Origin of the sequence: Mycolicibacter kumamotonensis, assembly GCF_002086285.1 — a bacterium.
GTDB classification, from domain to species: Bacteria; Actinomycetota; Actinomycetes; order Mycobacteriales; family Mycobacteriaceae; genus Mycobacterium; species Mycobacterium kumamotonense.
This window is the reverse complement of sequence record NZ_MVHU01000008.1, coordinates 81887-96097: the sequence shown is the minus strand read 5'-3', so window position 1 is coordinate 96097 and position 14211 is coordinate 81887. Positions and strand designations below refer to the sequence as shown.

Here is a 14211-nt window from a genome sequence, read left to right as displayed (position 1 = left end):
AACGCAAGGAAAGCGTGGGAGGGCCAGCTTCGGCCCGCAAACCACAACCAACCACGAGATTGGATAACCGATGAGCAAGAACAGCAAGGCCTACCGCGCCGCCGCCGAGAAGGTGGACCGCGACAACCTCTACACCCCGCTGCAGGCCGCCAAACTGGCCAAGGAGACCTCCTCGACCAAGCAGGACGCCACCGTCGAGGTGGCCATCCGGCTCGGCGTCGACCCGCGCAAGGCCGACCAGATGGTCCGCGGCACCGTGAACCTGCCGCACGGCACCGGTAAGACCGCCCGGGTCGCGGTGTTCGCGGTGGGCGAGAAGGCCGAGCAGGCCACCGCCGCCGGCGCCGACGTGGTCGGCAGCGACGACCTGATCGAGAAGATCCAGGGCGGGTTCCTCGACTTCGACGCCGCGATTGCCACCCCCGACCAGATGGCGAAGGTGGGCCGCATCGCCCGCGTGCTGGGCCCGCGCGGCCTGATGCCTAACCCCAAGACCGGCACCGTGACCCCCGATGTCGCCAAGGCCGTCTCGGACATCAAGGGCGGCAAGATCAACTTCCGGGTCGACAAGCAGGCCAACCTGCACTTCGTGATCGGCAAGGCCTCCTTCGAGGAGACCAAGCTGGCCGAGAACTACGGCGCCGCCCTCGACGAGGTGCTGCGGCTCAAGCCGTCGTCGTCCAAGGGCCGCTACCTGAAGAAGGTCACCATCTCCACGACGACGGGCCCCGGCATTCCGGTGGACCCCACCGTCACCCGCAACTTCGCGGCCGAGTAACACTCAGCGAAAAGCCCCCGCACGCCAAGCGCGTGACGGGGGCTTTTCGCTAAAAGACCGTGGGTCAGGCGGCTTGCTTGACGTAGCTGACCAGGCTGACGTCGAGGCTTTCGTCGGTGAAGTAGTACTCGCAGCCGCGCAGGTACTTCATGTAGCGCTCGTAGACTTCTTCGGACTGGATCGCGACGGCCTCATCGTGGTGCGCCTCGAGGGCGTCGCCCCAGAGCTTGAGCGTCTTGATGTAGTGCGAGCGCAACGAAATCGCTTCGGGCACGGTGAATCCGGCCTTCTCTCCGTGCTCCACCATCATCTCGGTGGTGGGCAGCCGCCCGCCCGGGAAGATCTCGGTGAGGATGAACTTGATGAACCGCGCCGTCTCGAACGTCAGCTTCTTGCCGCGCGCGTTGAGGTCGTAGGGATGGAAGCTGACACTGCTCTGGATGGCCATCCGCCCGTCGGCCGGCATGATCTCGAAACAGTTCTTGAAGAAGTCGTCGTAGTTCTCGAAGCCGAAGTGCTCGAACGCCTCGATCGAGACGATCCGATCCACCGGCTCGTGGAACTCTTCCCAGCCCTTCAGCAGGACCCGACGGGACCGCTCGGTGTCGATCTTGTCGAGGAGGTTCTGGGAGTAGGCGTGCTGGTTCTTCGACAGGGTCAGGCCGATCACGTTGACGTCGTACTTCTCGACGGCGCGCTTCATGGTGGCGCCCCAGCCGCAGCCGACGTCGAGCAGCGTCATCCCGGGCCGCAGGTCCAGCTTGTCCAGGTTCAGGTCGACCTTGGCGACCTGCGCCTCCTCCAACGTCAGGTCCGGCGGCTCGAAGTACGCGCAGCTGTAGGTGCGGCTCGGGTCCTGGAACAGCGCGAAGAAGTCGTCAGACAGGTCGTAGTGGGCCTGAATGTTTTCGAACTTTGGACGCATTCCCGCGGTGCGTGCCGTTTTGTCCGCCATCTGTGACTGGTTGCCTTCCTGCTGTAACCCGCCGTGACCGGACGCGTCGTGTGGAGTGTCGCCCGTGCCGGTCAACTGTTGCAGCTTAGCCGGTAAAGGGTGATTCGTTGCACGTGAATTGCGGCCAAGCCGGAACCCGTGGAGAGCCGAGTCCTGCTACTTCTGCAGCGTGTACTGGTGGACGCTGTTGTACCCCTCGCGGAACAGCTTGATGCAGCCGTTGAGGTACTTGTCGTAGCGGTCGTAGACCTCCTGGCCCTGCAGGGCAAGCGCCTCTTCCTTGTGGGCGGCCAGTGCCGCGGCCCAGTCCCGCAGGGTCGGGGCGTAGTTCGGGCCGATCTCGTCGTCACGGGTGCACCGGAACCCGGCCTCGGCGGCGAACACCCGCGGCATCTCCGCCGACGGCAGCTGCCCGCCCGGGAAGATCTCCTTCATGATGAACAGGGTGAACTTGGCCAGGTCCATGGTCAGCGGAATGCCCTTGCGCTGCGCCTCATCCTGACCGGTGATCGCGGTGATGGTGTGCAGCAGCATCCGGCCGCCCTCGGGCAGCGCGTCATAGGTGATCCGGAAGAACTCCGGGTAGCGCTTGCGGCCGAAGTGCTCGAAGGCGCCGATCGACACGATCCGGTCGACCTTGTCGTTGAACTCCTCCCAGCCCTGCAGCCGGACCTCGAAGTTCCGGTTGCTGTCGGCCTTGGACAGCTTGTTGATCGCGTATTCGCGCTGCCGCTCGCTCAGGGTGAGTCCGATGACGTTGACGTCGAACTTCTCCATCGCGCGCTGCATGCCGCCCCCCCAGCCGCAACCGATGTCGAGCAACGTCATCCCCGGACGCAGGTCGAGTTTGCCCAGCGCCAGGTCGAACTTGGCGTTCTGCGCTTCGTCGCAGGTGCTGTCGTCCCGCTCGTAGTATCCGCAGGTGTAGCCCATCGTGGGCCCCAGGAACAGTTCGAAGAACTCGTTCGAGATGTCGTAGATCGACTGCAGTTCCTCGTACTTCGGTTCCAATTTCGGCATGGCTAGGTTCACTCGCGATCTTCAGGGAATAGGGAGAGGCTCCGACATCCTACAATCCACCGCAGCACGAGGAGACATCGAGCTATCGGGCGGCGGAGAATGTCCTGGTCAGCTCGCTGATCACCGGATCCCAGAGTTCCTCGGGCAGATCGTGGCCCATGCCTTCGAATAGCACCAGCCGCGCGCGGTCGATGGCGTCGGCGATCGCCCGTCCCCCCGACGGGCGCATCAGCTTGTCGGCCAGTCCGTGGATGACCACCGTCGGCGCGGTGATCAGCCGGTCGTAGGCGGCCAGGCTGCCGCTGGCCAGGATGGCACCGAATTGCCGTGCGATGCCCCAGGGGTAGTAGCTGCGGTCGTAGGCCTCGATGATGTTGGCCCGCAGCTGTTCTTCCGGAGTCGGGTACCGGGGGCTGCCGATGATCCGGCTGGCCCGCATCGCGTTGTTGATGATCACCTCACGCGGGGAGTCCGGCGGCGGCCCGCTCAGCAGTGCCAGCAGCGCCCGCGGTGCCGGCGGCGGCAGAAACCGCCGGTTGTTGCTGGAGAAGATCACCGCCAGCGACCGGGTCCGGTGGGCGAACCGGGCCGCGAAGACCTGCGCGATCATCCCGCCCATCGAGGCGCCGACCACGTGCGCCTTGTCGATGTCCAGGTGGTCGAGCAGAGCGGCGGCGTCGTCGGCCATGTCCTCCAGGGTGTAGACGGCCGCACTGGGCTTGCCCAGCCAGAACCGTGCCATCCGCAGCACCAGGGCGCCGCGGGCGTGCTTGCGGCCCAGCTTGGTGGACAAGCCGACATCGCGGTTGTCATAGCGGATCACCCGCAGGCCCTGGGCCACCAGCTTCTCGCAGAACCCGGTGCGCCACAGCAGCAGCTGCGCGCCCAGACCCATCACCAGCAGAACGGCCGGGTCATTGGGGTTTCCCATGTCCTCGTAATAGATGTCCAGGTCTCCGGAGCGGGCGGTACCGCTGCGAACGTCCACGGCTATACCTCCGGTAGCTCTTCTTTGTGTTCCCGGCTGACGTCGACCATGAAGTTGGCGAAGTAGCCGGTCAGCTGCGGGTCCGACATCATCTGCCAGCGCGGTGCCAACAGCTTCATGTAACGCTCCACGTACAGGAACTGCTTGCCGATCAACACCAGCTCGCGGGGCAGCTTGACGTCGTAGGCGTCGGCAAGCGCACCGAGCTGCTTGCCGATCTCGGCGTAGGACATGTCACCCAGCGACTTCATCGTCAACGGGGTGGCGAACGCCTCCAGGTCCCTGGCGGCCTGGCCCTCGGGTTTGACCGTGCCCACCGCGCCCATCAGCACCACGATCTTGCCGGCCGCGGCGTGGTCCTTTTTGACCAGCAGCGCATACACCAGCTCGCGCAGCAGCCAGCGGGTGCGCGGGTCGATGCGGCCCATGATCCCGAAGTCCAGGAACACCACCCGGCCTGCCTCGTCGACCAGCAGGTTGCCGGCGTGCAGGTCGCCGTGGAACAGGCCGTGGCGCAGCCCGCCCTCGAAGGTGGCGAACAGCAGCGCCTTAACCAGCTCCACGCCGTCGAACCCGGCTTTGCGGATGGCGAGGGCGTCGTCGATGCGCACCCCCGACACCCGTTCCATGGTCAGCACCCGTTCGCTGGTGAAGTCCCAGTGCACGTCGGGCACCTTGATGTTCCTGCCCAGCGGTGAGGCGTGCAGGTGTGACACCCAGGTCTGCATGGACTGCGCCTCGATGCGGAAGTCCAGCTCTTCGGCGAGGTTGTCGGAGAAGTCGGCGACGACGTCCTGGGCGGACAGCCGCCGGCCCAGCTTGGCCAGCTCGACGAGCTGCGCGAACCGTTTGAGGATCTGCAGGTCGGCCGCGACCCGGCGGCGGATGCCGGGGCGCTGGATCTTGACGACGACGTCCTCGCCGCTGTGCAGGGTGGCGAAGTGGACCTGGGCGATCGACGCCGAGGCGATCGGGGTCTCGTCGAACTCCGCGAACAGCTGCTGCGGTTCGGCGCCGAGTTCCTCGACGAACAGTGTGTGCACCGCCGCCGGGTCGGCCGGCGGTACGGCGTCGAGCAATCCGCGGAACTCGCGCGAGAGCGGCTCACCGAACGCGCCGGGGCTCGAGGCGATGATCTGGCCGAATTTGACGTACGTGGGTCCCAGGTCGGCGAAGGTCTGCGGCAGCTCCCGGATCACCTTCTGCTGGATCGGTCCCGGTCCGAGCAGCCGGGTGAAGACCCGGGTGGCGGCGCGGGTGAGCTGCCAGCCGGTCACACCGATGCGGGCGGCCTCGACCGGCAACGGCACCCGGTCCAGCTGGACCACCTGGCGGGGCGGGGTCGAACTCATTGCTGCAGTCTGCCAAATCTCGGCGCGGGGCTGGTCGCGAGCGTGCGCAGTTGCACACCATCTGCGGCGTGTCGGTGTGCAAACACGCCCGCTCGTGGGAAAAAGGGCCGGTAGGGGGTCAGGCGGTAGCCGGCTTCGACCAACAGGGCGCAGAACCCGTCGGGCCACGTCGGCAGCTGCGCCGCCAGCCCCGCGATCAGCAGCACGGCCGGGTCGCGCGGGTCTCCCAGGTCCTCGTAGAAGATCTGCACGCCGTCGGCATCGGCGCGCCCGGCCCGGGTCCGCACTAGGCCTTGTTACCAGGTCGCCAGGGACGCAGCCAGGCCGTCGGCTCCCAGCCTTCCAACCCGGCGATCAGCTCGTACATAGTTGCCCCGTCGATGCTCTCCCGGATGATGTCGGCATGCCCGGCGTGCCGGGCGAGCTCATTGATCACGTGGTGGAAGACCCAGCGCACCGTCCAGGCGTCGATGTCGGCGGGAAACCACGGCGCCTCGCGTGGCACCGGCACCGCCGCGTCGAGGTCGGCGGACTCCAACAACCGCAGCGTCGCGGCGTTCTGGGCCGCGAACGCCTCCAGCAGGCCGGCCAGGGTCTCGCCGGGTAGCACCACGTACTGATCTTGGAACTCGCGGGCGATCTCCTCGCGGGGCCGGGGGTCGGGCGGTGGCGCGTCGGGGGCCGAGGCGACGCGGGACATCCAGATCTCCTGCATCCCGGTCGCGTGCTTGATCAGCCCGCCGATGGACAGGGAGCTGGCCGTCGGGGTGGCGCGGGCCTGCTCCTCGGTGAGGCCGTAGGCCACCGCGAAGTAGGCGCTTTGGTGGTAGGCCACAAATCGGCGCAGCGCGTCGCGTTCATCGGTCACCGGTGGGGCGAGTCCGGGCATGTCAGACCTTTCGATCGGAGGGGCCTAGGGTGCCCTGAGCCTCGCACGCAGATCCGACGTTCGCGCCGTCGCCGAAAGGCGCCGTGCGGCGCGCGCACATCCGTAGGTTGGGGACATGCAGGTCATCTCCGCCGAATCGACCGAGAAATTCGTCGGGCCGGCCGATGCGCCCGTGCAACTGGTCCGCGTCGACTACCGTGACGCCGCCACGCCGACGCCGGTGCGGATAGCGGGTGACGGCCTGGCCGGGGACGCCGTCGCGCAACCCGGAAGCGGCGTCGTCGAGGTGCCCGTGACCGTCGAGGACCCGGTGCCGGGCCGGCGACTCGCCGCCCGCGTCGACGGCGCCGAGCCTTTCGGATTCACCTTCACCGTGGCCGAACCCGGCTGGACGATGTTCATGGTCGGGCACTTCCACTACGACCCGGTGTGGTGGAACACCCAGGCCAACTACACCAGTGCCTGGACCGAGCACCCACTCGGCGCATGCCGGCAGACCAACGGCATCGCCCTGGTGCGCGCCCACCTGGACTGGGCGCGGGCCAACCCCGACTACAAGTTCGTCGTCGCCGAGGTCGACTACCTCAAGCCGTACTGGGACACTCACCCGCAAGACCGCGCCGAACTGCGCCGGCTGATCGCCCAAGGCCGGGTCGAGGTGATGGGAGGCACCTACAACGAGCCGTCGACCAACCTCACCGACGCCGAGACGACGATTCGGAATCTGGTGGCGGGCATAGGTTTTCAGCGTGACATCCTGGGCGCATCGCCGGCGACGGCCTGGCAGCTCGACGTGTTCGGGCACGACCCGCAGTTCCCGGGGATGGTGGCCGACGCCGGGCTGAGCTCCAGCGCCTGGGCGCGCGGACCGTTTCACCAGTGGGGGCCGATGGCCGACCGGGGCGATCCGCGCCGCATGCAGTTCGCCTCCGAGTTCGAATGGATCTCGCCGTCCGGGCGCGGCCTGCTGACCCACTACATGCCGGCGCACTACGCGGCGGGCTGGTGGATGGACGCGCAGGAGTCGCTGGCCGGCGCCGAGGACGACGTCTACCGGTTGTTCACCGAGATGAAGAAGGTCGCCGTCACCCGCAATGTGCTGCTGCCGGTGGGCACCGACTTCACCCCGCCGAACCGCTGGATCACCGAGATCCACCGGGACTGGAACACCCGCTACACCTGGCCGAAGTTCATCTGCGCCCTGCCGCGTGAGTTCTTCGCCGCGGTGCGCGCCGAACTGGCGCGGCGCGGCGAGGACCCGTCCCCGCAGACCCGCGACATGAACCCGATCTACACCGGCTGCCACGTCTCCTACATCGACACCAAGCAGGCCAACCGGGCCGCCGAACGGGCGCTGCTGTCCGCCGAGCGTTTCGCGGTCTTCGCCGCCGCGCTGACCGGGGCGCCCTACCCGGAGGCGGCGCTGGCCAAGGCCTGGGCGCAGCTGTGCTACGGCTCCCACCACGACGCCATCACCGGCTCGGAGGCCGACCAGGTCTACCTGGACCTGCTCACCGGCTGGCGCGACGCCTGGCAGCTGGGCACCGACGTCCGCGACAACGCCCTGGCGCTGCTGTCGGGGTTGGTGCGAACCGCCGCCGACGGTCACAGCGCCGTGGTGTGGAACCCGGCGGCGCACGACCGCACCGACGTGGTCACCGTGCACCTGGCGACCCCGCTGTCGGCCGGGGTGCGCGTGATCGACGCCGACGGAACCGAGCTCGCCGGCCACGTCGAACACGACGGCAGCACGGTCAGCTGGTTGGCCCGCGACCTGCCGTCGCTGGGCTGGCGGGCCTACCGCCTGGTCCGCGCCGACAGCCCGCAGCGCTGGCAGCCCATCCCCGGCACACGCATCGGCAACGAGCACCACCGGCTGACCGCCGACCCGGACCGCGGCGGCGGCATCGCGTCGTGGCGGTGCGCCGGCCGGGAGATGATCATCGAGGGCGGGCTGGGCAACCAGCTCGCCGTCTACGACGAGTACCCCAAGCATCCCCAATCCGGCGAGGGCCCTTGGCATCTGGTGCCCAGCGGCAACCTGTTCACCTCCGCGGTCGCCCGCGACGTGACGGTGCAGGCCTACCGCGGACCGCTGGGGGAGCGGCTGGTGGTCTCGGGACGGATCCGCAACGTACTCGCGTACACCCAGACCCTGACGCTCTGGCACGGGGTGAACCGGGTGGACTGCCGCACCACCATCGACGAGTTCACCGGCGCCGACCACCTGCTGCGGCTGCGCTGGCCCTGCCCGGTGCCCGGCGCGCTGCCGGTCGCCGAGGTCGCCGACGCCGTCATCGGCCGCGGCTTCGGCCTGCTGCACGAGCCCAGTGGACGCTCGGTGGACACCGCGCAGTACCCACGGACCCTGGACACCCCCGCCAACAGCTGGTTCGGGCTGTCGGCAACCGCGCGGATCAGCGTCGGCGACGGCAGCCGGGCGGTGTCGGTGGCCGAGGTGATCGGCTCGGCGCCGCGGGAACTGATGGTCGCGCTGGTGCGCGCCGGTGTCACCGCCACCTGTTCGCGCGACGACGGGCCCCGCTACGGCGACCTCGCCGTCGATTCCAACCTGCCGGACGTGCGGATCGCGGTGGGCGGACCCGACGGCAACGCGTTCACCAAGGTGGTGCTGGCCGCTGCCGATCCCGCCTACACCGGCGAGTTGCAGCGGCAGCTGGCCGCGCACGGCCGGGCCCGGGTGTGGGTGCCCGCGGAGAAACCCCTCGCCGAGGTCTGGGTTCCCGGTGCCGACCTGAGCGGCCCGCGCGCCCTGCCGGTGCTGGTGATCGCCGCCCGTGACGACGCGGCTCTGGCGGCCGAGATCGCCCGGGTCAGCGAGGAATTGGCCGACGCGCAGATTACCGTCGATCAGCGGGTCCCGGCGGAGATGGGGCCGTTCGAGTCGTGCACCGTCGCCCTGGTCAACCGCGGCGTGCCCAGCTTCGCCGTCGACACCGCCGGCACGCTGCACACCGCACTGCTGCGGTCCTGCACCGGCTGGCCGTCGGCGGCCTGGACCGACGACCCGCGCCGCACCGCACCCGACGGCAGCGCCTTTGCGCTGCAGCATTGGACACACACCTTCGACTACGCGCTGGTGGCCGGCGACGGTGACTGGCGGCAGGCGAACATCCCGGCGCGGGCTGCGGAGTTCGCCGACCCGCTGCGGGCCGTCGCGGTGTCCGGCGGTGACGGCCCGCTGCCGGCCAGCGGCTCGCTGTTGCGCGTCGAGCCCGCCGACGCGGTGAGCCTGGGGGCGCTCAAGGCGGCCGGCAACCCCACGGCGCGCGGCAGCGCAGCACCGGTCGACCCCAACACCGTCACCCTGCGGCTGGTGGAGACCCGCGGGGCGGACGCCGCCGTCGCGCTGGGCAGCGACCTGGGTGAGGTGCGCGTGCTGGGCCGCGCCGACCTGCTCGAGCAGCCGCGCGAACACCCCGACCCGAATCGGTTGCACGGCTTCGAGATCGCCACGGTCACCGCCCGGCTGGATGTCGAACGCGTGGGGGCCGGCCACCGCCTGGCGCCCGAGGCCGAAGCCGCCCAGCCGCTGTATGCCCGCTACTGGCTGCACAACCGCGGGCCGGCGCCGCTGGGCGGGCTGCCGGTGACCCCGGCGCTGCACCCGCATCGGCTGGACGCGGATCCGGGCGGCCGGGTGAGCCTTCAGCTGAGCGTGGCCAGTGACAGCGTCGATGCGGCCCTGGCCGGCGCGGTGACGCTGGCGTGCCCGGCCGGCTGGACGGCCACGCCCGGGGAGCACCCGGTGCGGCTGGCGGCCGGGCAGCACACCATCACCCCGGTGGCGGTGCGTGTCCCGCCCGAGGCAGCGCCGGGGCTCTATCCGATTCGCGCCCGGCTCGATCTCACCGGGGACGTGCCGCGGTCCTGGCGGCAGCCGGTCGAAGATGTGGCGGTGGTGCGCGTCGGCGACCCGGGACCCGGCCGGCTGCTCTACGTCGACGGCCCGTCCGACGTCGAGGTGAGCGCCGGGCGAACGGCGCGCCTGAGCGTGATCGTCGGCACCGACGCCCACGCCGACCTGGCCGTCGAGGCGCACCTGATCAGCCCGTGGGGCACCTGGGAGTGGTCCGGGCCGGCCGCGGTCGGCGCGCTGGTCCCGGCGCGCGGCTGCGTCGAGATCGCGTTCACGCTGAGCCCGCCGGTGTGGGTGCAGGCCGGAACCTGGTGGGCGCTGGTCCGGGTCGGCGGCGCGGGCGCGCTGGTGTACTCACCGGCGGTACGGGTCACGGTGCCGGCCGCCGAGACGGCCGGGGTCGACTGATGAGCGACACCCCTGCGACCCTCGCGCTCGACATCGGCGGCACCAAGATCGCCGCCGGGCTGGTCGGCGCCGACGGAGCACTGATCTACACCGCCACCCGGCCCACCCGCGCCGACCAGGGCGCCGAGACGGTGTGGACGGTGGTGACCGAGTTGCTCGACGACGTGCTGGCCCGCGCCGGTGGGCGGGTCGGCGCGGTCGGGATCGGCTCGGCCGGGCCGGTCGACGTGAACGCCGGCACGGTCAGCCCGATCAACATCCCGGGCTGGCGCGGCTTCGGCCTGCGTGACCGGGTGGCCGCCGCGGTGCCCGGGGTGCCGGTCGCCTTGGGCGGCGACGGCGTCTGCATGGCCCTGGGCGAACACCGGCACGGGGCCGGACGCTTGACGCGATCGATGCTCGGCATGGTCGTCTCGACCGGGGTGGGTGGTGGGCTGGTACTCGACGGCGCACCCTTCCACGGCCGCACCGGCAACGCCGGGCACGTCGGGCACGTCGTCGTCGACACCGCGGGCGAACCGTGCCGCTGTGGGGGCCGGGGCTGTGTGGAGACCATCTCCGCCGGCCCGGCGATGGTGCGCTGGGCGCTGACCAACGGCTGGACGCCGGAGCAGCGCGGCGCGGGCGTCGTCGACGCCAGGGCGCTGGCCGCGGCCGCCGAAAGTGGTGACCCGGTGGCGCTGGCTGCGTTCCGGCGCGGCACCGACGCGCTGGCCGCGATGATCGCCTCGGTGGCCGCCGTCTGCGATTTGGACCTGGTGGTGATCGGTGGGGGAGTCGCGAAATCCGGTGCGCTGCTGTTCGATCCGCTGCGGGCGGCGTTATCCGAATACGCGCGGCTGGACTTCCTGACCGGGCTGCAGGTGGTGCCCGCCGAACTCGGCGGCGACGCCGGGCTGGTGGGGGCGGCCGTGCTCGCGGGGCTGGCCTAGTCTCAGCCGGCCGCCCCGCGGGTCATGTGCCCGCGGCCCCACTCGCACAGCGCCTCGAGCACCGGCGCCAGCGTCCTCCCGTAGTCGGAGATCGAATAGTGCACGCACGGCGGCACGGTGCCCGCATCGTGGCGGTCGATGATGCCGTCGGCGACCAGCTCGTGCAGATGGCGGATCAGCATCCGCTCGGTGATCCCCGGGATGCTGCGCCGCAACTCGGCGGTGCGCATCGGACCATCGGTGAGCCGCCACAGGATGGTGCCCTTCCAGCGGCCGTCGATCACCGACAGCGCGGCGTCGATCGGGCAGTCGCCGACTTCCTTCTTCGATACCGCCACCAGACCCTCTACCACTGCCAAAATTGTCAGTACCTTGTTTTTTGTCAGCATACCTGTCAGGGTCGACGCCATGACGGAGATTGTCTGGATTCTTGCGATATCGATGGCCGGGACCCTGGTGGGCGCGGAGTTCGCCGTGGCGGCGTTCCTGCACCCGATTCTCGGGCGCCTAGACGGCGACGCGTTCCGGGCCGCCCGCGGTGACGCCGCCCGGCTGCTCGGGCGGGTGATGCCGTTCTGGTACCTGGCCTCGGCTGCGCTGCTGGGGGCCGTCGTCGTTGTCGCCGGCTCGCAGCGCTGGCTGATCGGTACCGGCCTGGGCCTGATGGCCGTCGTCGTGCTGATGACGGTGACCCTGATGGTGCCGATCAACAACCGCATCGGAGCCGGTGAGGTCTCCCGCCCGCTCGTGGTGCGCTGGGACCGGCTGCACGGGTTGCGGGTGGCCATGCTGGCCGCGATGTTCGTCTTGCTGGCGATCGGCGCACTGAACGCCTGAGCGGCGGCCGTCGTTTTGGCTGATCGCCACCAGTCACGCTATGGTGTGTCCCGATCCACCGAAGACCGTCGGTCACCGAGCAATCGGTTGAAGGTCCGGGAACATCCCGGCGGCCCACGCAGGAGGACGAGGCACCGGCCCAGCCGGCACCGCATGTGTGACGCCCCGACCGCTTCCTGCGTCGGGGCGTTCGTCATTTCCCGGGTGGGTCACCGAGACACCTACAGCGACACCGAGGAGGTATGCATGGCGCGGGCTGACAAGGCCACCGCCGTCGCGGACATCGTCGAGCAGTTCAACGACGCGACCGCCACCGTGATCACCGAGTATCGCGGTCTGACGGTGGCGAACCTGGCGGAGTTGCGGCGTTCGCTGGCCGGCTCGGCCACCTACACGGTGGCGAAGAACACGCTGGTCAAGCGGGCCGCGGCCGAGGCCGGGCTCGAGGGCCTCGACGACCTGTTCACCGGCCCGACGGCGATCGCGTTCGTCCAGGGTGAGCCGGTCGACGCCGCCAAGGCCATCAAGAAGTTCGCCAAGGACCACAAGGCGCTGGTCATCAAGGGCGGCTACATGGACGGTCACGCGCTGACCGTCGCAGAGGTGGAGCGCATCGCCGACCTGGAGTCGCGCGAGGTGCTGCTGGCCAAGATGGCCGGTGCCATGAAGGCCAACCTGTCCAAGGCGGCCGGCCTGTTCGCCGCCCCGGCGTCGCAGATGGCCCGCCTGGCCGCGGCGCTGCAGGAGAAGAAGCCCGCCGAGGCCGCCCCGGCCGCCGAGGCCCCGGCTGCCGAGGCTCCCGCGGAGACCGAGGCTCCGGCGGAGACCGAGGCTCCGGCGGAGACCGAGGCTCCGGCGGAGACCGAGGCTCCGGCGGAGACCGCCGAGGCCCCGGCCGACGCTGCCGAATAACCCGTCAACCCCAAACCCCAACTTCCTAACCGGAATCAGAAAGGACCGAAATCATGGCCAAAATTTCCACCGACGAGCTGCTGGACGTCTTCAAGGAGATGACCCTGCTGGAGCTGTCGGACTTCGTGAAGAAGTTCGAGGAGACCTTCGACGTCACCGCTGCGGCTCCGGTCGCCGTTGCCGCCGCCGCCCCGGGCGGTGCCCCGGCCGCCGCTGAGGCCGGCGAGGAGCAGTCCGAGTTCGACGTCATCCTGGAGTCGGCCGGCGACAAGAAGATCGGCGTGATCAAGGTGGTCCGCGAGGTCGTGTCCGGCCTGGGCCTCAAGGAGGCCAAGGACCTGGTCGACAGCGCGCCCAAGCCGCTGCTGGAGAAGGTCGCCAAGGAGGCCGCCGAGGAGGCCAAGGCCAAGCTCGAGGCTGCCGGCGCCACCGTCACCGTCAAGTAGTTCCTACGCCCAAACCCCCGGAAGCCGCCCGGCTCCCGGGGGTTTGCGCTATTCAGGTCCGGTCGCTGACCGCGGCCAGCGACTGCGCCACCCGCTCGGGGCTGTCGCCGAGGGCCACCAACAGGCCGGTCGTCATCGGGCCCAGCACCGGCCCCACCGCCATCGCCGGGTCGTGGGAGTCGCCGAAGAAACCGGCCAGCTCCAACATCACGAAGCCGTGCATCACCGTCCAGAACTGCGCCGCGGTCGCCACTACCTGGGCGTCCGACGCGGCCGAGCCGTTCGGTGCCGCCCTGATCCGGCCCGCCTGCATCGATCGGTGTACGCCGCGGACCACGTGGGCGAAGCTGGGGATGTGGTCGCCGATCTGCGCCAGGCTCAGCGTGAGCATGTTGAGGGCCGGCGCGTTGATGCCGCCCGCACTGGTGCTGCCGAACATCAGCCGGTACAGGTGGGGCCGCGCGATGGCGAAGTCGCGATAGGCCATCCCGGTGGCCAGCAGGTCGGCCACCGGATCATCGGTGAGCGGGACCGTCAGCGCCGCATCGAACTGGCGCAGGCCCTCCTCGGTGACGGCCGCGATCAGCTGAGGCATGCCGCCGAAATGGGTGTAGACCGCCATCGTCGAGGTTCCGGCCGCGGCGGCCACCTTGCGGGCCTGCAGCGCGTCGGGTCCGTGCGCGTCGAGCAGCCCGACGGCCGCGTGCAGCAACTCATCACGGACGGTGCGTTCCGGCTGCGACGTCACGGTTGCCATCGTTTCACAACCGGCGTACGGTAGCCATAACATTGAAATAACGTTGTTATAGGAGAT

13 protein-coding genes and 1 pseudogene are annotated in these 14211 nt (G+C 69.7%); 6 read left to right on the top strand and 8 right to left on the bottom strand.

What is annotated here, in order from left to right:
• Positions 1-70: 70 nt before the first annotated feature.
• Positions 71-778 carry a 50S ribosomal protein L1 gene (gene rplA / locus BST28_RS07885; protein WP_019735194.1) on the top strand — a complete coding sequence of 236 codons (708 nt, stop codon included), beginning with the start codon at positions 71-73 and terminating at the stop codon, positions 776-778.
• Positions 779-842: 64 nt separating this feature from the next.
• Here rplA and BST28_RS07880 read toward each other — a convergent pair whose 3' ends face one another.
• The 6 genes from BST28_RS07880 to BST28_RS07855 form a co-directional block, all read right to left on the bottom strand.
• Entirely contained in the window at positions 843-1733 is an 891-nt protein-coding gene (locus BST28_RS07880) for a cyclopropane mycolic acid synthase family methyltransferase (RefSeq protein ID WP_065288181.1), read from the bottom strand.
• 156 nt (positions 1734-1889) lie between these two features.
• Positions 1890-2753, bottom strand: coding sequence for a cyclopropane mycolic acid synthase family methyltransferase (locus BST28_RS07875; RefSeq protein WP_083080596.1), 864 nt, complete (start codon positions 2751-2753; stop codon positions 1890-1892).
• Between the two features lie 82 nt (positions 2754-2835).
• On the bottom strand, positions 2836-3741 hold the full coding sequence (locus BST28_RS07870; protein ID WP_083080595.1) for an alpha/beta fold hydrolase: 906 nt from the start codon (positions 3739-3741) through the stop codon (positions 2836-2838).
• A gap of 2 nt (positions 3742-3743) precedes the next feature.
• Positions 3744-5093 carry an ABC1 kinase family protein gene (locus tag BST28_RS07865; protein ID WP_109560666.1) on the bottom strand — a complete coding sequence of 450 codons (1350 nt, stop codon included), beginning with the start codon at positions 5091-5093 and terminating at the stop codon, positions 3744-3746.
• The gene (locus tag BST28_RS25230; protein ID WP_083080593.1) at positions 5090-5380 is read right to left on the bottom strand and encodes a hypothetical protein; all 291 of its coding nucleotides are present in this window, start codon (positions 5378-5380) and stop codon (positions 5090-5092) included. The genes BST28_RS07865 and BST28_RS25230 overlap by 4 nt, the downstream gene beginning before the upstream one ends.
• The gene (locus BST28_RS07855; protein ID WP_083080592.1) at positions 5380-5982 is read right to left on the bottom strand and encodes a DinB family protein; all 603 of its coding nucleotides are present in this window, start codon (positions 5980-5982) and stop codon (positions 5380-5382) included. Before BST28_RS07855 ends, BST28_RS25230 begins: the two co-directional genes overlap by 1 nt.
• Positions 5983-6097: 115 nt before the next feature.
• On the opposite strand from BST28_RS07855, the gene BST28_RS07850 reads away from it, so the two are divergent.
• Entirely contained in the window at positions 6098-10270 is a 4173-nt protein-coding gene (locus BST28_RS07850) for a glycoside hydrolase family 38 N-terminal domain-containing protein (RefSeq protein WP_083080591.1), read from the top strand.
• On the top strand, positions 10270-11202 hold the full coding sequence (locus BST28_RS07845; RefSeq protein ID WP_083080590.1) for an ROK family protein: 933 nt from the start codon (positions 10270-10272) through the stop codon (positions 11200-11202). Before BST28_RS07850 ends, BST28_RS07845 begins: the two co-directional genes overlap by 1 nt.
• Positions 11203-11204: 2 nt before the next feature.
• Here the strand turns inward: BST28_RS07845 and BST28_RS07840 are convergent, their stop codons facing one another.
• Entirely contained in the window at positions 11205-11555 is a 351-nt protein-coding gene (locus BST28_RS07840) for a winged helix-turn-helix transcriptional regulator (protein WP_234808225.1), read from the bottom strand.
• Positions 11556-11610: 55 nt separating this feature from the next.
• Between BST28_RS07840 and BST28_RS07835 the strand changes: the two genes are divergently transcribed.
• The 3 genes and pseudogenes from BST28_RS07835 to rplL all read left to right on the top strand — a co-directional run bounded on the left by BST28_RS07835 (position 11611) and on the right by rplL (position 13397).
• Positions 11611-12039, top strand: a complete 429-nt coding sequence (locus BST28_RS07835) for an anthrone oxygenase family protein (RefSeq protein WP_083080589.1) — start codon at positions 11611-11613, stop codon at positions 12037-12039.
• Between the two features lie 246 nt (positions 12040-12285).
• Positions 12286-12819 (top strand): annotated as a pseudogene (rplJ, locus tag BST28_RS07830) (50S ribosomal protein L10); the annotation flags it as partial.
• A 185-nt stretch (positions 12820-13004) separates the two neighbouring features.
• Positions 13005-13397 (top strand): 50S ribosomal protein L7/L12, encoded by a 393-nt coding sequence (gene rplL / locus BST28_RS07825; RefSeq protein WP_019738291.1) that lies wholly within the window; start codon positions 13005-13007, stop codon positions 13395-13397.
• 52 nt (positions 13398-13449) lie between these two features.
• Here the strand turns inward: rplL and BST28_RS07820 are convergent, their stop codons facing one another.
• Positions 13450-14145: a TetR/AcrR family transcriptional regulator gene (locus BST28_RS07820; RefSeq protein WP_420093431.1), complete on the bottom strand. Its 696-nt coding sequence runs from the start codon at positions 14143-14145 to the stop codon at positions 13450-13452.
• Positions 14146-14211: the final 66 nt, after the last annotated feature.

What these genes read in the sequence shown, in the direction of transcription:
- rplA (WP_019735194.1), top strand. Translation starts at nt 71, where the DNA reads ATGAGCAAGAACAGCAAGGCCTACCGCGCCGCCGCCGAGAAGGTGGAC.
- BST28_RS07835 (WP_083080589.1), top strand. Translation starts at nt 11,611, where the DNA reads ATGACGGAGATTGTCTGGATTCTTGCGATATCGATGGCCGGGACCCTG.
- BST28_RS07880 (WP_065288181.1), bottom strand. Translation starts at nt 1,733, where the DNA reads ATGGCGGACAAAACGGCACGCACCGCGGGAATGCGTCCAAAGTTCGAA.
- BST28_RS07855 (WP_083080592.1), bottom strand. Translation starts at nt 5,982, where the DNA reads ATGCCCGGACTCGCCCCACCGGTGACCGATGAACGCGACGCGCTGCGC.
- BST28_RS07845 (WP_083080590.1), top strand. Translation starts at nt 10,270, where the DNA reads ATGAGCGACACCCCTGCGACCCTCGCGCTCGACATCGGCGGCACCAAG.
- BST28_RS07865 (WP_109560666.1), bottom strand. Translation starts at nt 5,093, where the DNA reads ATGAGTTCGACCCCGCCCCGCCAGGTGGTCCAGCTGGACCGGGTGCCG.
- BST28_RS07875 (WP_083080596.1), bottom strand. Translation starts at nt 2,753, where the DNA reads ATGCCGAAATTGGAACCGAAGTACGAGGAACTGCAGTCGATCTACGAC.
- rplL (WP_019738291.1), top strand. Translation starts at nt 13,005, where the DNA reads ATGGCCAAAATTTCCACCGACGAGCTGCTGGACGTCTTCAAGGAGATG.
- BST28_RS07850 (WP_083080591.1), top strand. Translation starts at nt 6,098, where the DNA reads ATGCAGGTCATCTCCGCCGAATCGACCGAGAAATTCGTCGGGCCGGCC.